Annotated in this window: 13 protein-coding genes; 6 read left to right on the forward strand and 7 right to left on the reverse strand. The window is 70.2% G+C overall.

Features of this window, described 5'->3' with window-relative positions; all coding sequences use genetic code 11:
* Window positions 1–355 precede the first annotated feature (355 nt).
* Window positions 356–3886, reverse strand: coding sequence for an Rne/Rng family ribonuclease (locus NRY95_10475; protein ID UYC18341.1), 3531 nt, complete (start codon window positions 3884–3886; stop codon window positions 356–358).
* 394 nt (window positions 3887–4280) lie between these two features.
* Between NRY95_10475 and NRY95_10480 the strand changes: the two genes are divergently transcribed.
* On the forward strand, window positions 4281–5273 hold the full coding sequence (locus tag NRY95_10480) for an RluA family pseudouridine synthase (GenBank protein ID UYC18342.1): 993 nt from the start codon (window positions 4281–4283) through the stop codon (window positions 5271–5273).
* 49 nt (window positions 5274–5322) lie between these two features.
* Here the strand turns inward: NRY95_10480 and NRY95_10485 are convergent, their stop codons facing one another.
* The 4 genes from NRY95_10485 to NRY95_10500 form a co-directional block, all read right to left on the reverse strand.
* Window positions 5323–7146 (reverse strand): DUF3300 domain-containing protein, encoded by a 1824-nt coding sequence (locus tag NRY95_10485; protein ID UYC18343.1) that lies wholly within the window; start codon window positions 7144–7146, stop codon window positions 5323–5325.
* 130 nt (window positions 7147–7276) lie between these two features.
* Window positions 7277–8098, reverse strand: coding sequence for a zinc transporter ZupT (zupT, locus tag NRY95_10490; GenBank protein ID UYC18344.1), 822 nt, complete (start codon window positions 8096–8098; stop codon window positions 7277–7279).
* A 117-nt stretch (window positions 8099–8215) separates the two neighbouring features.
* The gene (locus tag NRY95_10495; GenBank protein UYC18345.1) at window positions 8216–8659 is read right to left on the reverse strand and encodes an energy transducer TonB; all 444 of its coding nucleotides are present in this window, start codon (window positions 8657–8659) and stop codon (window positions 8216–8218) included.
* Window positions 8660–8664: 5 nt separating this feature from the next.
* Entirely contained in the window at window positions 8665–9006 is a 342-nt protein-coding gene (locus tag NRY95_10500) for a 4a-hydroxytetrahydrobiopterin dehydratase (protein UYC18346.1), read from the reverse strand.
* A 91-nt stretch (window positions 9007–9097) separates the two neighbouring features.
* On the opposite strand from NRY95_10500, the gene NRY95_10505 reads away from it, so the two are divergent.
* Window positions 9098–9694 carry an NfuA family Fe-S biogenesis protein gene (locus NRY95_10505; GenBank protein ID UYC18347.1) on the forward strand — a complete coding sequence of 199 codons (597 nt, stop codon included), beginning with the start codon at window positions 9098–9100 and terminating at the stop codon, window positions 9692–9694.
* A 22-nt stretch (window positions 9695–9716) separates the two neighbouring features.
* Window positions 9717–11420: a hypothetical protein gene (locus tag NRY95_10510; protein UYC18348.1), complete on the forward strand. Its 1704-nt coding sequence runs from the start codon at window positions 9717–9719 to the stop codon at window positions 11418–11420.
* A gap of 328 nt (window positions 11421–11748) precedes the next feature.
* Here the strand turns inward: NRY95_10510 and NRY95_10515 are convergent, their stop codons facing one another.
* Together NRY95_10515 and NRY95_10520 are read right to left on the reverse strand one after the other, a co-directional pair.
* Entirely contained in the window at window positions 11749–12210 is a 462-nt protein-coding gene (locus tag NRY95_10515) for a cytochrome c (protein ID UYC18349.1), read from the reverse strand.
* 7 nt (window positions 12211–12217) lie between these two features.
* Window positions 12218–12601 (reverse strand): cytochrome c, encoded by a 384-nt coding sequence (locus tag NRY95_10520; protein UYC18350.1) that lies wholly within the window; start codon window positions 12599–12601, stop codon window positions 12218–12220.
* Between the two features lie 216 nt (window positions 12602–12817).
* On the opposite strand from NRY95_10520, the gene NRY95_10525 reads away from it, so the two are divergent.
* The 3 genes from NRY95_10525 to NRY95_10535 are packed head-to-tail and all read left to right on the forward strand — an operon-like array spanning window position 12818 to window position 20543.
* Entirely contained in the window at window positions 12818–13942 is a 1125-nt protein-coding gene (locus tag NRY95_10525; GenBank protein ID UYC18351.1) for an efflux RND transporter periplasmic adaptor subunit, read from the forward strand.
* Entirely contained in the window at window positions 13942–17460 is a 3519-nt protein-coding gene (locus tag NRY95_10530; GenBank protein UYC18352.1) for an efflux RND transporter permease subunit, read from the forward strand. Before NRY95_10525 ends, NRY95_10530 begins: the two co-directional genes overlap by 1 nt.
* Window positions 17457–20543, forward strand: a complete 3087-nt coding sequence (locus NRY95_10535; GenBank protein UYC18353.1) for an efflux RND transporter permease subunit — start codon at window positions 17457–17459, stop codon at window positions 20541–20543. Before NRY95_10530 ends, NRY95_10535 begins: the two co-directional genes overlap by 4 nt.
* Window positions 20544–20683 lie beyond the last annotated feature (140 nt).

Genomic DNA, 20683 nt, shown 5'->3' on the forward strand with positions numbered 1-20683 from the left:
GACAACCAGGCAGCTTCCCGGCAGATGCTGCGACATCCCGACCTGCGAGGCGCTACGACGGCGTAGGACGGTGGAGTAGGTCGCTCGCGAACATGTCCGTTTCGATCCGCGAGGGTGCAGCGGATCGGTGTTTCGCGCCTGTCTAGCTAGACGCGCGTTCCTTCCACGATAGGCCGCTGTACGAGACCTGGCAGGACACGCGCCTGTTCCACGAAGCGCTGCGGCGAAGATTCCCGCAACGGCGCGGGTGCCGGACCGCGCCAGAATCGCGTGGCAGAAGAGATGCGCGGTCCACGCACAGACAAAAAAGCGGCCCGAAGGCCGCTTTTCTGTGGTGCAGGAAGCGCGCGCCAAATCAGCCGGCGCGTTCCTTGTGCTCCTTGTCGTCGTCGCTTTCGCTGTCGCCGGCCTTGTTGCTGCGCGGCGGGTGCTGGGCGACCGCCACCGGCGCGTCTGCCGACGGGGCAGGCGTCGTGTCGAACAGGCCGTTGCCGGCCGCAGCGGCAGGCGCCGCCGGTTCGGCATCGCCGACGTGGCTGCCTTGCATGCTGTTCGACGCCGGGGCGGCTGCGACCGGTGCGTGTACCGGCGTCGGTTCGACCGCGGCAGTCGGCTCCTCGTGGAAGGCATCCAGCAGCGTGGCCTGCACCGGCACATAGGCCGGCTTGCTGGTGGGGGCTTCTTCCTCGGCGAGCGGTTGCGGCGTCGGCGCCGCCTCCTGCTGCTGCGGCTCGGCGGCCACCGTGGACACCGGCGGCGCCTCGACGGCTGCGACCGGTGCCGCGGCGGCTTCCGCTTCCGCTACCGGCTTCGTCACACCGACCGGAGCCGGCTGTTCGACGATGGGCGTCGGCGTCGGTTGCAGTGCGGCTTCGATCGTCGCCGGCGGCGTGTCGGACGCTACCGGCGTGGCGACGAACGACGGCGCGGGTTCCGCGGCATGCACCGGCTCGGCATGCGCGAAAGGCGCTTCGCTTGCGGGCGGCAATGGCGCTGCCGTTACCGGCGCCGCTGCTTCAACCGGCGCCACTTCGGCCGGTGCGGTCTCGGCCTGTGCCGGCTCGGCAACGGCAGGAGCCGTGGCGATCGCTGCGGCTGCGGCAACCGGCGCGGCCTGCGCCGGGGCGTCGTCGGCCGCGGCTTGCGGCACTGCGGTTGCAGCTTCGGCGACCGGCGCCTGCGCGGCAGCAGGATGCTCTTGCCGCGGCGGCCGCGGCTCGCGCTTTTCCCGCGGCGGCCGCGGTGCCTGCTGCGGCTTGGCCGCGGCGGCCTCGGCGGGCGCTGCATCGTCGTCGAAGTCGAACTCGGGCTGGCTGCGGCTCGGCGCCGGCGCGGTTTCGCCGTCGCTGTCGCTGTCGCCGGCCTCCAGGTCGTTGTCGTCGAACGCTGTGCCCTCGCTGCCGCTGCCGGCTTCGCCATTGCCGCGACGACGGCGACGGCCGCCACGACGGCCGCGACGGCGGCGGCCACCGGCCTCGCCATTGGCGTCGTCGGCATCGCCGTTCTCGCCGACCGGTACGGCCTGCGCGGTTTCCGCGGCGCTCTCGCGTTCATCGACGCCTGCCGGTGCCGGGTTCGGCTGCGCCGCCACCGGTGCCGAGGCCGCGGTGTCGACCGCGCTGGCCGGCGCATCGCCGCTCAGCGCGACGGCACCACCGGCCACGGCGGCCGCCGCGATCGTGGCGGCGTCCTGCGCCGCAGCGGCAGGTGCGGTGACGGGCTTGGCCGCGACCTCGTCCTGACGCGGCTGACGCTGCGGCTTGTCGCTCTGCAGCGCGGCCTGCGCCGGCTCCTGCTGCGGCCTGGGCTGACGCGGCGGGTTCTGCGGCGGCTGCTGCTTCGGCGCCTTCGGCTGCTGCTGCGGGTTCTGCTGCGGCTTGGCCTGCTGCGGTGCCTGCTCGTTGCGCGGCGGCTTGGACGCCAGGTTCTGCTGGCCGCCCTGTGCGTTGCCGCCGCCGTTGCCCGGACGGCGCTCGTCGCGGCGCACGTTGCCGCCGTTGCCGCGCGCGGCATTGCCGCCCTGGCCGCCGTTGCGGTTGCCGCCGTCGCGACGCGCGTTGCGGTCGCCGCGGTCGTTGCGGTTGCGGTTGCCGTCATGGGCACGCTGACGCTGCGCCGGCTCGCTCGCGGCCGGGGCCGGCACCGGGCTTTCGCCGGCACCGAAGATCCGCTTCAGCCAGCCGACCACGCCGGTGGCCGGCGCCGCGACCGGGGCGGGCGCCGGCGCCTGGACCTGCACGGGCGCAGCGACCGGTTCCGGTGCATCGATCACTTCGCGCACCGGGGCCGGCTGCGAGTGCTTCACGTTGGTCACCGCCGGCGCCGGAATGTTCAGCTGCGCCTTGGTCAGCGCATGCACCGGCAGCTTGCGCGGAGTGTTGCGCTGGTAGCTGGGCTTGGCGCTTTCCTCGCCGAGCTCGTTCTCGCGCAGGCGGGTCACTTCGTAGTGCGGGGTGTGCAGCTGCTCGTCGGCGACGATGACGATCGGCGCGTCGTGGCGCTTCTCGATCTCGCTGAGCGCGCGGCGCTTCTCGTTGAGCAGGTAGTTGGCGATCTCCACCGGGGCCTGCACCAGCACCTGTCCGGTGTTCTCCTTCATCGCATGCTCTTCGGCGACGCGGATGATCGACAGCGACATCGACTCGACGCTGCGCATGCGGCCATGGCCGTCGCAGCGCGGGCACACGATCTGGCTGGACTCGCCCAGCGACGGACGCAGGCGCTGGCGGCTCATCTCGAGCAGGCCGAAGCGCGAAATGCGGCCGATCTGCACCCGCGCGCGGTCGTACTTGAGCGCGTTCTGCAGGCGGTTCTCGACTTCGCGCTGGTGCTTGTTGGAGGCCATGTCGATGAAGTCGATGACCACCAGGCCGCCGAGGTCGCGCAGGCGCAGCTGGCGCGCCACCTCTTCGGCGGCCTCCAGGTTGGTCTGGAACGCGGTGTCCTCGATGTCGCTGCCCTTGGTCGCGCGCGAGGAGTTGACGTCCACCGCGGTCAGCGCCTCGGTCTGGTCGACCACGATCGAGCCGCCGGAGGGCAGGCGCACGCTGCGCTCGTAGGCGGCCTCGATCTGCGATTCGATCTGGAAGCGGTTGAACAGCGGGATGTCGTCGGTGTAGTGCTTGAGCTTGCGCAGGCTCTGCGGCATCACCTGCTGCATGAACTCCTGGGCATCGCCGTACATCTCGACGGTATCGACCAGGATCTCGCCGATGTCGGCGCGCAGATAGTCGCGCAGGGCGCGGATGATCAGCCGCGATTCCTGGTAGATCAGGAACGGCGCCGGCTTGGCCAGCGCGGCCTCGGCGATCGACTTCCACACCTGCAGCAGGTAGTCCAGGTCCCACTGCAGCTCTTCGGCATCGCGGCCGACGCCGGCGGTGCGGATGATCACGCCCATGTCGTCGGGGATGTTCAGCTTGTCCAGCGCTTCCTTCAGCGCGGCGCGGTCCTCGCCCTCGATCCGGCGCGAGACGCCGCCGGCGCTGGGCGAGTTCGGCATCAGCACCATGTAGCGCCCGGCCAGCGAGATGAACGTGGTCAGCGCGGCGCCCTTGTTGCCGCGTTCTTCCTTGTCCACCTGGACCACCACCTCCTGGCCCTCGCGCAGCAGTTCGCGGATCGTCGCCTTGTTGTGGTCGACGCCGGCCTGGAAATAATCGCGGGAGATTTCCTTCAGCGGCAGGAAGCCGTGGCGCTCGCCGCCGTATTCGACGAAGGCCGCTTCGAGCGAGGGTTCGAGCCGGGTGATGCGGCCCTTGTAGATGTTGGACTTCTTCTGTTCCTTGGACGGCTGCTCGATGTCGATGTCGTACAGGGTCTGGCCGTCCACGATGGCCACACGCAGCTCTTCCGCCTGCGTGGCGTTGATCAGCATTCGCTTCATTGTTGCGTTCCTCGCGCTGCTACCGCGCGGAACGCCATGGGGTTTCGCTTCTGGTCACGCTTCGCCGCCCATCGCGCAGGCGCGGGGAGGGCGGCTTGGGTTTCCAGCGCTACGACACCACGGCGAGCCGCGGGAGCGCTTCTTTCTTTTAGGTGGTTCAGGACCGGCGGCGACTCCAGCCAGGCTGGGCGCCGCACGGGGCATGTTCAGCGCGGACGCTTGTGGCGTCCGGCGATGGCCGGGTAGGCCGGTGAGCCGCTAACATGGCCGCCCCGGGGGCGGTGGTCGCGCACTGTGCCGGAATCGTCGCAAGCCGGGCTTCTGGCCCTGAGCTAACTTCCAACGAAATCAAACCCTTATCTCGCCCCCCGAGTGTAACAGAATAAACTGCCTGATGACTTCCCCCCCGATCCCTCCCAAGCCGCGCGACGTCGCGACCAGCGCGGTGCGCATTCTCAAGGTCCCGGAAGACAGGGCCGGACAGCGCGTAGACAATTTCCTGCTCGGCCAGCTCAAGGGCGCCCCGCGCAGCCTGATCTACAAGCTGATGCGCAGCGGCCAGGTCCGGGTCAACGGCGGCCGCACCAAGGCCGAGCGCAAGCTGGAGGCGGGCGACGAGGTGCGCATCCCGCCGGTGAAGCTGCACGAGGAGGGCGAGAAGACCGCGCCGCCGGACGCGTTCATGGCCCGGCTGGAGGCGGCGATCGTCTATGAGGACGCGCGCTTGCTGGCGCTGAACAAGCCGTCCGGGGTGGCCAGCCATGGCGGCAGCGGGATCAGCTTCGGCGCGATCGAGACCTTGCGCGCCCTGCGCCCGAACCAGACCCTGGAACTGGTGCACCGGCTCGACCGCGACACCTCCGGGCTGCTGATCGTGGCCAAGAAGCGCTCGGCGCTGACCGAGATGCAGGCGCTGATGCGCGAGGACGACCGGGTCGAGGGCCGCGGCATCAGCAAGCGCTACCTGACCCTGCTGGTCGGGCGCATGCCCGACGGGGTGATGAGCGTGGACGCGCCGCTGCACATCGGCCTGCGCCAGGGCGGCGAGCGCCATGTGCAGGTGAACGCGGCCGGCAAGGCGTCGCTGAGCCACTTCCGGGTGCTGGAGCGGCGCGGCGGGCATTCCTATTGCGAGGTGCGGATCGAGACCGGCCGCACCCACCAGATCCGCGTGCATGCCCAGCACCTGGGGCATGCGGTCGCCGGCGACGACAAGTACGGCGATCCGGCGGTCAACAAGCGCCTGCGCGAGCAGAGCGGGCTCAAGCGCCTGTTCCTGCATGCCGCGTCGCTGGAATTCACTCTCGACGGCGGCAAGACGCCCTATCTATTGAATGCGCCGCTGGCCGACGAACTGGCCGAGGCGCTGAACCGCCTGGGCGGCTGAACCAGGCGCGGACGGGCGGCGCTGGCGGCCGCCGCCCAGCCGGTGCCGTCTATCCGTTGTGCTTGTCGTGGTCGTGCTCGTGGTGCGGCTCGGAATGCGCTTGCGGCGGACGTGCAGGAGCAGGGCGCGGCTCGGCCGCGTGCATCGGCTGCGGCCGTGGCGGTGCGACCCGCGCCATGCGCTGCTCCTGCATCGGCGGCCGCTGCTGTTCCTGTCGCGGCATGGCCTGAACGCGCTCAGGGAACTCCCGCATCGGTGCCTCCCGGTGCGCGGGTGCCGGCTGTTGCGCATTGAGCGCGGCGAACTGGTGCGGCGCCTGCCGTGCCGGCTCGGGCTGGGCGAATCGGGCCTGCTGCGCACGCGGATCCTCGCGGTGCGGTGCCGGCATGGACATCGCCCGCGGCTGTGCTGCATGCGCCATCTGCACGTTCCCCATCGGCATCGGCGTGTTGGCGCGCGGCGCCTGCGGCATGTCGCGGTGCGGCGCGGCGGCAGTGTTGGTCGCCGGCATGGCATGGCGGGGATCGGCCGAGGACATCGGCATCGGTGCGTGCGGCGATTGCGCCAATGGCGGCTGCGTACGCGCATCGCGTGCGGCACCCATAGCGGTCGGGCCGTTCAGCCCGGGTAGCGGCGGCCGCTGCGCCGCATTCGCCACGACCGGACGACCCGGCTGCAGCATCCGTTCGTTGAAATGCGGCGTGGACAGCTGTGCATAGTCGATTGGGTGGCGCGCCGCCGCCGCCGCCGCCGGTGCGAACTGCGGCGCGGGGCCGCGCGGGTTCTGCGCCAGATGCGGCGCCAACGCGGCAGCCGCCGCTGCCGCAGGCATCGCCGCCAGCGCCGCCCGCTGCGGAAAGCCGCGGTTGTCGTTGTGCACGAAACTGCGCGCGTCGATCCGGTTGTTGCTGATGTTATTGGTGATGTTGTTGTTGATGATGGTGGTACGCGGCGCGTACACGCGGTTCTGGTAGACCACGTAGTGCGCAGCGGAGGGCGGGGCGTTCCAGTTCATGCCCCAGCTGTTCCAGCCCCAGCGGTGCCAGGCCGGTTCCGGCTCCAGCCAGCCCAGCGGGCCGTGGTGGTGGTGGTGTTCCAGCGCGTCGCCGACCAGCACGCCGACGCCGAAGGAGATGATGCAGGCGGTCACCAGATCGCCTTCGCTGTAGTAGCGCGGACGGTAGCGGTACTCGCGGTACACGTCGATCGGTGCGCCGTAGACCACGTCCGGATCGTAACGCGGCACATAGACGACATCCGGCTGCGCCGGTTCGATGACGATGGTCTGGCGCGGCGGCGGGATCCGCTCGTCTTGGTAGGCCGGTTCCACCACCGTGCGTTGCACCACCTGCACCCGTTGCTGCGGCGTGTTGCGCAGATGGCCCTGCGCCTGCGCCCGCCCGCGCATGACCTGGATCGCGTCGAGCACCTCGTTGGGGTCGTGCGCATAGGCATCGCCGAGCGCGCGGGTCCAGTCGCCGTTGCTGGCCAACTGCTCGATCACGTCGGGAAAGGCGATCAGCGCCTTGACGCTGGGATCCCATGGCTGCGCGGCCGCCGCCTGCAGGCGGTCCGTCGCGGCCAGGCCGCTGTTGCTGCGCAGCCACCCCTGGGCATCGCCGACCTGGTCCGGATACACCGAGGCGGCCAGGGTCTGCGCGAGCAGCTTGTCGGGAAACAGCGCGATCGGCGCGACCAGCTTGTACAACTGATCGGCGCTGGGCGGCACGTAGGGCGCGGGCGCGGCGGCGGTCGCTGCGGCCGGTGCCGGTGCAGACGTCGGTTGCTGCTGGCACGCACTCAGCGCCAGCACGCTCACCGCGGTGACCAGCGCCAGCGTCAACTTCGTGGATGGCAGGGAGCGGATATCCATGCTGCACCTTTTCGACGTGGCGTTCGGAAGTTGCGCGCAGGATGCTCTGTGTTGCATGTCTGCAAGCTTTCTGCGAAACGCTGCAACACGGTCGCGCCAGCGTTCGTTCAGCCGGGCCGCCGATGCCGGCTCAGGGCGTGGTGGACAGGCGGAACAGCACCAGGCTCAGCGCCAGCGTGGCCATGCCGGCGACCAGTCCGTACACGGTTTCGTGGCCCTTGGCGTAGCGCTTGGCCGCCGGCAGCAATTCGTCCAGGGCCAGGAACACCATCACCCCGGCGATGACCCCGAACACCGAGCCGAAGATCGCCTCGGACAGGAAGCGCGACAGCGCCACGTAGCCGACGATCGCGCCGATCGGCTCGGCCAGGCCCGACAGCAGGCTGGCGGCGAAGGCGTAGGACTTGCGCCCGGTGGCGTAATGCACCGGCACCGCGATGGCGATGCCTTCGGGGATGTTGTGCACGGCGATCGCGAACGCCAGCGGCATGCCCACGGTCGGGCTTTCCAGGGTGGCGAAGAAGGTCGCCAGGCCTTCCGGGAAATTGTGCGCGGTGATCGCCACCGCGGTCAGCAGGCCGACGCGCTTGACGTAGGCGCGGTTGTCGGCGCGGAACAGCGGGTCCTGGGCATTGAGGCTTTCGTGCGGATTGGGTACCAGCCGGTCGATCACCACGATCAGCGCCATGCCGGCCAGCAACGCCAGCGTGGCATAGGCGTAGCCCAGGCGCGGATCGAACGCGTGGCTGAAGGCGGCGAGCGACTTGCCGAGGATCTCGGTCAACGACACGTACACCATGGCGCCGCCGGCGAAGGCCAGGCCGAAGGCGAGCAGGCGCGGGTTCGGGCCCTTGGTGAACAGCACCAGCACACTGCCCAGGCCGGTGGCCAGGCCGGCGGCCAGGGTCACCGCCAAGGCGATCCAGACGTTGTGCGACGGAATATCCAGCATGCGCCAGGCGGCTCCTGTGTCGAGACGGCGATGAAAGCGGGCGCGAGGCTGGCGGAGTGTGAAGGCGGCGCCGCGCCGCGGTCGGCGCTGCGCGCGCAAGCGGCCTACGGGCCGCGTTCAGCTGGCGCGGTGGGTCTGCGCGTCGAGCGCGAAGCAGCGGTCCGGCCGCGGTTGCGGCGGATTGAAGGTCACCGGCACCTGGATCGTCCGTGCCACCGGCTTGCCGTCGCGTGTGGCCGGCTTGAAGATCCACTCGCGCACGCGCTGCTGCGCCGAAGCGTCGAGCTTTGGCTGGCCGCTGCTGCCGACCACCTGCACGTCGCTGGGCTTGCCCTGCACGCCGACCACCACGCTCAGCACCGCCTTGCCGCCGAGCCCGGCGCAGGCCAGTTCGATCGGATAGTCCGGCGGCGGGGTCTGCACCGCGGCGACCTCGGTCGGCGCGACCGCCACGCGCTGGGTCTGCGATTGCCCGGACTTGCCGCAGCCGCCGAGCAGCAGGACGGCGGCGAGCGGCAGGCAGGCGGCGGCGAGGATGGAACGGCGGGATGCGGCAGGCATGGGAGTCATTCCGGTAGGGCCGAGGCTTTGGCGGCGCAGATGAAGTCGTTTTCGCTGAGGCCGCCGACGTCGTGGGTGGAATAGCGCACCACCACGCGGTCGTAGTGCACGCCCAGGTCGGGGTGATGGTCTTCGCGGTGCGCGATCCAGGCCAGCGCATTCACGAATGCCAGGGTGCGGTAGTAGTCGGGGAAGCGGAACGTGCGGCTGATCGCCATGCCGTGTTCGACCAGCTCCCAGCCGGGCACCTGCGGCAGCAATTCGGCCAGGCGCGCCTGGGTGAGCCTGTATTCGCTGCCCTTGCAGGGCGCGCAACGGGCCTGTGCGAGCGGGATCAGGTCGTTCATTGTTCGGGTCTCCGCGGCGGGATGGCTGAACGCGCCACCCAAGGGTCGGATCCGCGGTGAGCGGATGACGTGGAAGCGCTAGAATAACCGCATGATCCAGATCTCCGACAACGCGCAGACCCATTTCCGCAAACTGCTCGAACGCGAGGCCGTGCCCGGCATGGGCGTGCGCCTGAGCGCGGTCGACCCCGGCACCGCCCGCGCCGACGCGCGGCTGGAGTTCGCCGAGCCGGCGGACCTGGCCGGCGACGAATGGGCGATCGACTGCGCCGGCTTCACTTTGTATGTGGCCGCCGACAGCGTCGGCTGGCTGGACGGCGCCGAGATCGACTACGTCACCCAGGGCACCGGCCAGCAATTGACGATCAAGGCGCCGAAGATCAAGGGCGAGGCGCCGGGCGAGGCCGCGTCGCTGGTCGAGCGGGTACGCTGGGTGGTCGAGAACGAGGTCAATCCGCAGCTGGCCCAGCACGGCGGCCGCGTGGCGGTGCAGGAAGTGTCGGCCGAGGGCGTGGTGCTGCTGCGCTTCGGCGGCGGCTGCCACGGCTGCGGCATGGCCGACGTGACCCTGAAGCAGGGCATCGAAAAGACGCTGATGGGACGCGTGCCGGGCATCACCGCCGTGCGCGACGCCACCGACCACGACAGTGGCAGCGCCCCGTACATCCCGCGCGACTCCGCGGCCTGATTCCCCGGCTACGCCGACGCCGGTGACGCGCGCCGCCGACATCCTCGCCGCGCTGTTGGCGCGCTCGCCGCGCAAGCTGCTGCGCGATCGCCGCACCGGCCTGCCGTACGGCTGGGCGCACTGGATCGCCTCGCAGCCGCTCAAGCCGCGTGCGTTCGTCTCCTCCGAGTTGATCGCGGCGCTGCCGCAACCGGTGCCGGCGCCGACCGTGCGGCTGCCGGCACTGAGCCCATGGCAGGCGTTCCGCCGCCTGTGGTGGCAGGACTGGGATCCGGCCCCGTACGACCAGCGCTGGTGGCGGCGGATCGCCGCGTTGGTCAGCCTGGCCTTGCATCTGCTGTTCGCGCTGTTCCTGCTGTGGGTCGCCTTCGTGCGCCTGTTGCCGCCGCGCCCGGATGCGAGCGAGGCCGGGCGCGTGCAGGTGGAATTCGTCGGCCGCGGCACGCCTGCCGAGACCGGTGGCGGTGCCGCCGCGCAAGACGCTGCCGCTGCCGCCGCGCAGCAAGCCGTAACGGCCAGTGCGCGGCGGGCCGCCGCGACGACTGCCGCCACGCAGCCCAAGACCGCAGCGGCGGCGCCTGCCGCCTCCGCCACGCCGGCGGCAAGCACCGCGCAGGCCGTGACCAGCCCGCCGCCTCCGCCGCCGGATCAGCCGCTGCAGGTCACCGAGACCGCGCAGCCGAGCAGCGATTTCGTGCTGCCGCCGCCCAGCGTGCGCGAACCGACGCTGACCCTGCGCCAGATCGCGCCGCCGAGCGTGCAGGTGCCGGAGCGTGAGGTCGCAGTGGTCACCGAGATTCCCACCGTGGCGCAGATCCGTCCGCGCGACGTGCCGGTGCCGAGCGCGCCGGAGCCGCAGCTGCAAGTGCGCGAGCGCGAAGTGCCCGAGCCGTTGCCGCAGGTGCAGGTGCCGATGCCGCAGATCCGCTCGCGCGACCCCTCACCGACGCTGCGTACGCCGGAGGCGCCGCAGGTGCGACAGATCGAACTGCCGACACCCGCCATTGCCACCGCGCCGGCGCCGACGCAGGCAGCAACTGCTGTGCAGCCCGAGGCGAGCACGCCGGCGGCCAGCGCGGCTTCGGCGCAGACGGCGGCCCAGGCCAGCACCGCGGCGCAGGGCAAGGCCGAAACCCAGGCTCCGACCGGCAGCGGCGCCGCGCCGCCCGGCAGCCAGGCGTCCGCGCCGGGCAGCGGTCCGGCGGCGGTCGCGCACGACGGCGGCTGGGCGACACCGCGACGTGGCGACGACTGGGGCGCATCGGCGCGCAACCGCACCGGCGACGCCGGTGCCGGCGCCAGCCAGCGCGATGGCTTGTTCAATGGCGATGGCAGCGTGCGCGTCCCCGGCGGCGCAGGGCAGGGCAAGGCGCCGCCGCGCGGCGCGCCCGGCACCGAGACCGACAGCTGGTCGCGCGACCAGATCGCCAATGCCGGGCAGTGGCTCAAGCGTCCGCCGTACGACTACACGCCGACCTCGTTCGACAAGTACTGGTTGCCGAACGCGACGCTGCTGGAGGAGTGGGTGCGGCGCGGCATCAAGGCCGTCAACATCCCGATTCCCGGCACCACCAGCAGCATTTCCTGCGTGATCTCGATCCTGCAGGTGGGCGGCGGCTGCGGCATCACCGATGCGAACCTCAACGACCAGCCCGCCGGCGCGCGACCGCCGCCGAAGGTGCCGTTCAAGCCGGGCCTGCAGGAAGACAACGGCAGCGTGAAGTAGGCGCCGGCAGCGCATCTGTGCAGCGGCATCGGCGCGGTGGCTCAGTCGAGAGCCGATGCGCGATCGCGATCGCATGCGACAGCGTTCCGCTGCAGCACTCGCCCTCCGCCATGCGCGTTTCGCCAGCGTGCAATCATCATCGCAACGCCGCTGGCGCTTGTCGTGGCTGACGCTTGTCGACGCGGGAATGCATGCGTCAGCAGGAATCCCGCAAGGCCGCGGCAGCGCCGTGGCAACGACGGCGCCAGCCACAAAGCCATGCGCCGCCTTCCGCCGTGGGCTATCGATGCATGCCGATCGGCGGCCGGCCAGACGCCGGCAACCGCGGTCACTTCAGGCCGTGCAGGTCGCGCAGTTGGGTGGCGCGCGATCCGAAATACGCCGCCAGGTCGGCGATGTCCTGGTCGCTGAGCGGCGTCGCCTGCGGGGTCATCAGCGGATGCTGGCGATCGCCGGCGCGGTACGCCTGCAACGCGTGCGCCACATAGTCGCCGTACTGGCCGCCGAGCTTGGGATAGCTCGGGTCGATCGGCGCGTTGCCGTCGGCGCCGTGGCAGTCGATGCAGCTCTGCCCGGTGGCCTTGCCCTTGGCGTGGGCCAGCTTCTCGCCAGCGGCGGCGCGCCCGCCCGGCAGGCCGGCGGACGAGCCGGACCCATGTTCGCCGCTGGCGTGGCCGGGGTCGCCGGCGGACTGGCTGGTGGATTCCACCTGCGATTGCGAACATGCCCCCAACCACAGGGCAGCAAGCAGGACGATGGCGGGACGCAAGGCGTGCGCGGCTTTCGGCATGGGATGGCTACTTGAGGGTGGTCAGGTAAGCGGCGATGTCGGCGATGTCCTGGTCGGAGAAGCTCTCCGCCTGGGCCTGCATGGTCGGGTGCTTGCGCTTGCCGAGCCGGTATTCGGTCAGCGCCTGGGTCAGGTATTGCGCCGACTGCCCGCCGATCTTGGGGACGCGATAGCTCGGGTAGGCATTCTTGTAGCCGGTGACGCCGTGGCAGCCCTGGCAGGTATAGGTCAACAGCCTGCCGTTGTCGGCATTGCCGGCGACAGGAGCGGACGCTGCCGGGGCGGCGGCGGGGGCGGCGGGGGCCGGCGCGGTCTGCGCAGCCGCCGGGGTGACCCCGAGAGAAACGAGTACGGCCAGAGCAAAACAAGCGGCTAGCGGCTGCGTGCGCATGGTTTCGTGGTCCGGAGGACGGGACTGGGAGTTCCGGCGTGGGGGAACACGGAACGCCCCGAGTATAGCCTGGCCTTTCGTGGCTCCGAAACAGGCCTCCGCAACCTCCGTGCCGCGCCGGAACGGGCACCATGACCTTTGGCTCATTCACCTGGGCGTCATCAGGTGATCTACTTACCTACAACACCATTCACGCCATCCACCAAGGACACGACGATGACGCGATATTCCACGCGCCGACGCACCGCCAGCTGCGCCGCCGCGCTGTTGATCACTTCCACCTTGCTGCTCGGCGGCTGCAAGCCGGCGGCCGGCGATGCGCAGGCCAAGGCCAAGGAGGCCGAGAAGGCGCCCGAGGCGGTCCCGGTCGAGGTGGCCAAGGCCAGCCGGCGCGCGGTGGCGGCCAGCTACAGCGGCACCGCGGCGCTGGAGGCGCGCGCCGAATCGCAGGTGGTGGCCAAGACCTCCGGGGTGGCGCTGGCGGTGCTGGCCGAGGAAGGCCAGCAGGTCCGCGCAGGGCAACCGCTGGTACGGCTGGACCCGGACCGCGCGCGGCTGGCGGTGGCACAGAGCGAGGCGCAGCTGCGCAAGCTGGAGAACAACTACCGGCGCTCGGAGCAATTGGTCGGCCAGCAACTGGTCAGCGCCGCCGATGTCGACCAGATCAAGTACGACCTGGCCAACGTGCGCGCGCAGCACCAGCTGGCGTCGCTGGAACTGTCCTACGCGACGGTGGTCGCGCCGATCTCCGGCGTCATCGCCTCGCGCTCGATCAAGACCGGCAACTTCGTGCAGATCAACACGCCGATCTTCCGCATCGTCGACGACTCGCGCCTGGAAGCCACGCTCAACGTGCCCGAGCGCGAGCTGGCCACGCTCAAGGCAGGGCAGCCGGTGACGCTGCTGGCCGATGCGCTGCCGGGCAAGCAGTACCTCGGCAAGGTCGATCGCATCGCGCCGGTGGTGGATTCGGGCAGCGGCACGTTCCGCGTGGTGTGCGCCTTCGAGGAAGGTGCCGAAGCCCTGCAGCCGGGCATGTTCGGGCGCATCCGCATCGACTACGACCAGCGCGCCGACGCGCTGGTGGTGCCGCGCCTGGCGCTGCTCGACGACGGCGAGCCGGCGGTGTTCCGGGTCGATGCCGGCAAGGTGACGCGGGTGCCGGTCAAGCTGGGTTACGCCGAAGGCCCGTGGGTGGAGATCCGCGACGGCCTGCAGCCCGGCGACCAGGTGGTCACTGCCGGCAAGGTCGCCTTGCGCGACGGCAGCCGGGTGCAGGTGATCGCGCCGCAGCGCGAGGTCGCCGCGGTCGGCGGCGGCGCCGCGGTCGGAGCGCGCTGATGAGCAGCGCCGGTTCCGATCACGGCAGCGATCCGCACGAACACTCGCCACCGGGCGTGCATGGTGGCGGGCTGGTCGAATTCGCCACGCGCCGCCGCGTCACCATCGCGATGGCCACGGTGACGCTGCTGCTGTTCGGCGTGATCGCGCTGAACAGCCTCAAGGTCAACCTGCTGCCCGACCTGAGCTATCCGACCCTGACCGTGCGCACCGAGTACACCGGCGCGGCGCCGTCGGAGATCGAGACGCTGGTGACCGAGCCGGTCGAGGAAGCGGTCGGCGTGGTCAAGAACCTGCGCAAGCTCAAGTCGGTGTCGCGCACCGGGCAGAGCGACGTGGTACTGGAGTTCGCCTGGGGCACCAACATGGACCAGGCCAGCCTGGAGGTGCGCGACAAGATGGAGGCGCTGGAGCTGCCGCTGGAAGCCAAGGCGCCGGTGCTGCTGCGCTTCAATCCGTCCACCGAGCCGATCATGCGCCTGGTGCTGGCGAGCAAGGCGACGCCGGCCAGCGACGCCGATGCGGTGCGCGCGCTGACCCAGTTGCGCCGCTATGCCGACGAAGACCTGAAGAAGAAGCTGGAGCCGGTGGCCGGCGTGGCCGCGGTCAAGGTCGGCGGCGGGCTGGAGGACGAGATCCAGGTCGATATCGACCAGCAGCGGCTGGCGCAGCTGAGCCTGCCGATCGACAACGTCATCACCCGGCTCAAGGAAGAGAACATCAACATCTCCGGCGGGCGCCTGGAACAGGGCTCGCAGCGCTACCTGGTGCGCACGGTCAACCAGTTCGCCGACCTGGACGAGATCCGCAACCTGCTGCTGACCACCCAGGGCGCGGGCAGCAGCGCCGCCGATGCGGCGATGCAGCAGATGTACGCGATCGCCGCCTCGACCGGCTCGGAAGCGGCGCTGGCCGCGGCCTCGGCGGCGCAGAGCGCCTCGTCCAGCACCACCACCACCATCGCCAACGGCATGCCGGTGCGGCTGAAGGACGTGGCGCAGGTGCGCCAGGGCTACAAGGAGCGCGAGGCGATCATCCGCCTGGGCGGCAAGGAAGCGGTGGAACTGGCGATCTACAAGGAAGGCGACGCCAACACCGTGTCCACCGCGGCGGCGCTGCGCAAGCGCCTGGAGCAGCTCAAGACGCAGATCCCGCCGGACGTGGAACTGACCACGCTGGAAGACCAGTCGCGCTTCATCGAGCACGCCATCGGCGACGTCAAGAAGGACGCGGTGATCGGCGGCCTGCTGGCGATCCTGATCATCTTCCTGTTCCTGCGCGACGGCTGGAGCACGTTCGTGATCAGTCTGTCGCTGCCGGTGTCGATCGTGGCCACGTTCTTCTTCATGGGCCAGCTCGGGCTGAGCTTGAACGTGATGTCTCTGGGCGGACTGGCGCTGGCCACCGGGCTGGTGGTGGACGATTCGATCGTGGTGCTGGAGAGCATCGCCAAGGCGCGCGAGCGCGGCCTGAGCATCCTCGATGCGGCGATCGCCGGTACCCGCGAGGTGAGCATGGCGGTGGTGGCCTCGACCCTGACCACGATCGCGGTGTTCCTGCCGCTGGTGTTCGTCGAGGGCGTGGCCGGGCAGTTGTTCCGCGACCAGGCCCTGACCGTGGCGATCGCCATTGCGATCTCGCTGGCGGTGTCGATGACCCTGATCCCGATGCTCAGTTCGCTGAAGGGACGCCCGCCGCTGGCGTTCCCGCCCGAACCCGAGCAGGCGCACTGGCAGCCGCAGCGCGGCTGGCTGAAGCCGGTGGCGTGGGGCCGGCGCGGTGCCGCCGCAGCGGTGCGCGGCGGTTTCTTCGGCGCAGCATGGTTGGTGGTGCGGCTGTGGCGCGGCGGCGTGGCGGTGATCGCGCCGGTGATGCGCAAGGCCAGCGACTTGGCGATGGCGCCGTATGCGCGCGCCGAACGCGGCTATCTACGGTTGCTGCCGGGCGCGTTGGCGCGGCCGTGGCAGGTGCTGGGCCTGGCCGCGCTGGCGTTCGCGACGACGCTGGCGGTGGTGCCGATGCTCGGCGCCGACCTGATCCCGCAATTGGCGCAGGACCGCTTCGAGATGACGGTGAAGCTGCCGGCCGGCACGCCGCTGCGGCAGACCGATGCACTGGTGCGCGAGCTGCAGGAAACCCACGGCAGGGACGCCGGCGTGCAGGCGCTGTACGGGGTCAGCGGCAGCGGCACCCGGCTCGACGCCAGCCCCACCGAAAGCGGCGAGAACATCGGCAAGCTGACCATCGCCATGGCCGGCGGCGGCAGCGCGCAGTTCGAGGCGCAGCAGAGCGACCGCATGCGCGCGACGATGCGCAGGCATCCGGGCGTGCAGGTCGGTTTCAGCCGCCCGGAGTTGTTCAGTTTCTCCACGCCGCTGGAAATCGAGCTGCGCGGGCAGGACCTGGAGACGATCCAGCACGCCGGGCAGAAGCTGACCGCGATGTTGCGCGGCAATGGCCACTACGCCGACGTGAAATCGACGGTGGAAGAGGGCTTCCCGGAAATCCAGATCCGCTTCGACCAGGAACGTGCCGGTGCGCTGGGCCTGACCACGCGGCAGATCGCCGACGTGGTGGTGAAGAAGGTGCGCGGCGACGTCGCCACCCGCTACAGCTTCCGCGACCGCAAGATCGACGTGCTGGTGCGCGCGCAGCAGAGCGACCGCGCCAGCGTCGACAGCATCCGCCGGCTGATCGTCAATCCCGGCAGCAGCAAGCCGGTGACGCTGGACGCGGTCGCCGACGTGGTCGCCACCACCGGTCCCAGCGAGATCCACCGCGCCGACCAGATCCGCGTGGCGATCGTGTCGGCCAACCTGCGCGACATCGACCTGGGCGGCGCGGTGCGCGAGGTGCAGGACATGGTCGCGCGCGCGCCGCTCGGCGCCGGCGTCGGCATGCACATCGGCGGGCAGGGCGAGGAACTGGCGCAGTCGGCCAAGTCGCTGCTGTTCGCGTTCGGCCTGGCGATCTTCCTGGTCTACCTGGTGATGGCCTCGCAGTTCGAATCGCTGCTGCACCCGTTCGTGATCCTGTTCACCATCCCGCTGGCGATGGTCGGCGCGGTGCTGGCGCTGCTGCTGACCGGCAAGCCGGTATCGGTGGTGGTGTTCATCGGCCTGATCCTGCTGGTCGGGCTGGTGACCAAGAACGCGATCATCCTGATCGACAAGGTCAACCAGCTGCGCGAAGAGGGCGTGGCCAAGCGCGAGGCGCTGATCGAGGGCGCACGCTCGCGTTTGCGGCCGATCATCATGACCACGCTGTGCACGCTGTTCGGCTTCCTGCCGCTGGCGGTGGCGTCGGGCGAGGGCGCCGAAGTGCGCGCGCCGATGGCGATCACCGTGATCGGCGGCCTGCTGGTATCCACGCTGCTGACGCTGGTGGTGATCCCGGTGGTCTACGACCGCCTGGATCGTCGCGCCGACGGCTATTACGCCGAGCGCGGGCAGCGCGCGCGGCGCCGCCTGGAAGGGCTTGGCCACGGCGCAGGCGACGGCGCGGGTGAACCGGCATGAGCGTCGCCGAGTTCAGCATCCGCCGTCCGATCACCACCATCATGTGCTTCGTGTCGCTGGTGGTGGTCGGGCTGATCGCCGCGTTCCGGCTGCCGCTGGAGGCGCTGCCGGACATCTCCGCGCCGTTCCTGTTCGTGCAATTGCCGTACACCGGCTCGACCCCCGACGAGGTCGAGCGCAACCTGGTGCGGCCGACCGAGGAAGCGCTGGCGACGATGACCGGGATCAAGCGCATGCGCTCGACCGCCACCGCCGACGGCGCCAACATCTTCATCGAGTTCTCCGATTGGGACCGCGACATCGCCATCGCCGCGTCCGACGCACGCGAACGCATCGATGCGATCCGCGCCGACCTGCCCAGCGACCTGCAGCGCTACCACGTGTTCAAGTGGTCCAGCAGCGACGAGCCGGTGCTGAAGGTGCGCCTGGCCGGCGCGGCCGACCTGACCGGCGCCTACGACATGCTCGACCGCGAGTTCAAGCGGCGCCTGGAACGCATTCCCGGCGTGGCCAAGGTGGAGGTGTCCGGCGCGCCGCCGAACGAAGTGGAGATCGCGATCGCGCCGGACCGGCTCAGCGCGCACAACCTCAGCCTCAACGATCTCAGCGAGCGCCTGGGCAAGCTCAATTTCTCGCTGTCGGCCGGGCAGATCGACGACCATGGGCAGCGCCTGCGGGTGCAGCCGGTCGGCGAGCTGCGCGACCTGCAGGAACTGCGCGACCTGGTCATCGACAACAAGGGCCTGCGCCTGGGCGACATCGCCGAGATCCGGCTGAAGCCGACCCGGATGAACTACGGCCGGCGCCTGGACGGGCGCCCAGCGGTGGGCCTGGACGTGTACAAGGAACGCAGCGCCAACCTGGTCGAGGTGTCGCGCGCGGTGCTGGCCGATGTGGAGCAGATCCGCACCCAGCCGGCGCTCAGCGACGTGCAGGTCAAGGTCATCGACAACCAGGGCAAGGCGGTGACCTCGTCGCTGAGCGAACTGGCCGAGGCCGGCGGGGTCGGCCTGCTGCTGTCGGTGACGGTGCTGTTCTTCTTCCTGCGCCACTGGCCCTCGACGCTGATGGTGACCCTGGCGATCCCGATCTGCTTCACCATCACCCTGGGCTTCATGTATTTCGCCGGGGTCACCCTCAACATCCTGACCATGATGGGCCTGCTGCTGGCGGTGGGCATGCTGGTGGACAACGCGGTGGTGGTGGTGGAGAGCATCTACCAGGAACGCGAGCGCATGCCGGACCAGCCGCAGCTGGCCTCGATCGTCGGCACCCGCAACGTGGCCATCGCGCTGTCGGCCGGCACCCTGTGCCACTGCATCGTGTTCGTGCCGAACCTGTTCGGCGAGACCAACAACATCAGCATCTTCATGGCGCAGATCGCGATCACCATCTCGGTGTCGCTGCTGGCCTCGTGGCTGGTGGCGGTGAGCCTGATCCCGATGCTGTCCGCGCGCATGCGCACCCCGGCGCTGGTGCGCTCCGAGCGCGGCCTGATCCCGCGCCTGCAGCGCCGCTACGCGCGCGTGCTGCGCTGGTCGCTGGCCCATCGCGGCTGGAGCGTGGCTGCGATCGCGCTGATCACCGCGCTCAGCGTGCTGCCGATGCTGCAGACCAAGAAGGACATGTTCGGCGGCGACGGCGGCGAGCAGATCTTCATCGGCTACCAGTGGAAGGGCTCCTACACGCGCGAGCAGCTGTCCACCGAGGTCGCCAAGCTCGAACGCTTCATCGACGCGCGCCGCCAGCGCTACCACGTCACCCAGGTGTATTCGTGGTTCAGCGAAGTGGAAGGCAGCAGCACCACGCTGACCGTGGACCTTAAAAAGGTTCACGATCTACAGGCGCTGATCGAGCAGATCCGCAAGGAGCTGCCGCGCTCGGCGCTGGCCGACTACAGCGTCGGCAGCAATGGCAACGGCAATGGGCAGGGCAGCGGCGCGCAGAGCGTGCAGGTGCAACTGGTCGGCGATTCCACCCAGGCGCTGCGCGCGATCGCCGACGACGTGCTGCCGCTGCTGGCGCGGCGCAAGGAATTGCGCGACGTGCGCGTGGACACCGGCGACCGCACCACCGAGCTGGCGGTGCGGGTGGATCGCGACCGCGCCTCGGCGTTCGGCTTCAATGCCGAGCAGGTCGCCAGCTTCGTCGGCCTGGCGCTGCGCGGCGCCTCGCTGCGCGAGTTCCGCCGCGGCGACACCGAGGTGCCGGTGTGGGTCCGCTTCGCCGGCGCCGAGGAGACCACGCCCGAGGACCTGGACAGCTTCAATGTGCGCACCAAGGACGGGCGCAGCGTGCCGCTGCTGAGCCTGGTCGACGTGCAGACGCGGCCGGCGGCGACCCAGATCGGGCGCACCAACCGCCAGACCACGCTGACCATCACCGCCAACCTCGGGGTCAAGGTCACCCCGGCCGAGGCCAAGCAGGCGATGGAGGACACGCTCAAGGGCGTCGGCTTCCCGGCCGGCTACCACTACAGCTTCGACGGGGCCGATGGCCAGGACGAGGACAAGGCCGGCCAGCAGATGCTGTTCAACCTGCTGATCGCGCTGCTGATGATCTACGTGGTGATGGCCGCGGTGTTCGAATCGCTGCTGTTCCCGGCGGCGATCATGAGCGGCGTGCTGTTCTCGATCTTCGGCGTGTTCTGGCTGTTCTGGATCACCGGCACCAACTTCGGGATCATGGCCTTCATCGGCATCCTGGTGCTGATGGGGGTGGTGGTGAACAACGGCATCGTGATGATCGAGCACATCAACAACCTGCGCCGGCGCGGAATGGGCCGCACCGAGGCGCTGGTGGAAGGGTCGCGCGAGCGCTTGCGGCCGATCATGATGACCATGGGCACCGCGATCCTGGCGATGGTGCCGATCTCGCTGACCACCACGCAGATGTTCGGCGACGGCCCGGCCTACTACCCGATGGCGCGCGCGATCGCCGGCGGCCTGGCGTTCTCCACCGTGGTCAGCCTGCTGTTCCTGCCGACCATCTACGCCATCCTCGACGACCTCAGCGGCGGCGTGGCGCACCTGGTGCGCCGTGCCCGCGGCGGCCGCGGCGTGCCGGCGCCGCAGCTGTCCTGACGAAGGCGACGGAATGGCAGGCGCACTCGTCGCCTGCCGCATCGCGCGGAAAAACCTGTGGGAGGGGCTTCAGCCCCGACGCCTTACCGATAAGGCGTCGGGGCTGAAGCCCTTCCCACAGTGTTTAACGACATGGTGGT

Source organism: Xanthomonas campestris pv. phormiicola (assembly GCA_025666215.1).
Lineage (GTDB): Bacteria > Pseudomonadota > Gammaproteobacteria > Xanthomonadales > Xanthomonadaceae > Xanthomonas_A > Xanthomonas_A campestris_A.

Bases quoted from the DNA above. Each gene is read 5' to 3' on its own strand.
- NRY95_10515 (UYC18349.1), bottom strand. From the start codon at position 12,210: ATGCCGAAAGCCGCGCACGCCTTGCGTCCCGCCATCGTCCTGCTTGCT.
- NRY95_10500 (UYC18346.1), bottom strand. From the start codon at position 9,006: ATGAACGACCTGATCCCGCTCGCACAGGCCCGTTGCGCGCCCTGCAAG.
- NRY95_10475 (UYC18341.1), bottom strand. From the start codon at position 3,886: ATGAAGCGAATGCTGATCAACGCCACGCAGGCGGAAGAGCTGCGTGTG.
- NRY95_10485 (UYC18343.1), bottom strand. From the start codon at position 7,146: ATGGATATCCGCTCCCTGCCATCCACGAAGTTGACGCTGGCGCTGGTC.
- NRY95_10530 (UYC18352.1), top strand. From the start codon at position 13,942: ATGAGCAGCGCCGGTTCCGATCACGGCAGCGATCCGCACGAACACTCG.
- NRY95_10525 (UYC18351.1), top strand. From the start codon at position 12,818: ATGACGCGATATTCCACGCGCCGACGCACCGCCAGCTGCGCCGCCGCG.
- NRY95_10535 (UYC18353.1), top strand. From the start codon at position 17,457: ATGAGCGTCGCCGAGTTCAGCATCCGCCGTCCGATCACCACCATCATG.
- NRY95_10505 (UYC18347.1), top strand. From the start codon at position 9,098: ATGATCCAGATCTCCGACAACGCGCAGACCCATTTCCGCAAACTGCTC.
- NRY95_10480 (UYC18342.1), top strand. From the start codon at position 4,281: ATGACTTCCCCCCCGATCCCTCCCAAGCCGCGCGACGTCGCGACCAGC.
- zupT (UYC18344.1), bottom strand. From the start codon at position 8,098: ATGCTGGATATTCCGTCGCACAACGTCTGGATCGCCTTGGCGGTGACC.
- NRY95_10520 (UYC18350.1), bottom strand. From the start codon at position 12,601: ATGCGCACGCAGCCGCTAGCCGCTTGTTTTGCTCTGGCCGTACTCGTT.
- NRY95_10495 (UYC18345.1), bottom strand. From the start codon at position 8,659: ATGCCTGCCGCATCCCGCCGTTCCATCCTCGCCGCCGCCTGCCTGCCG.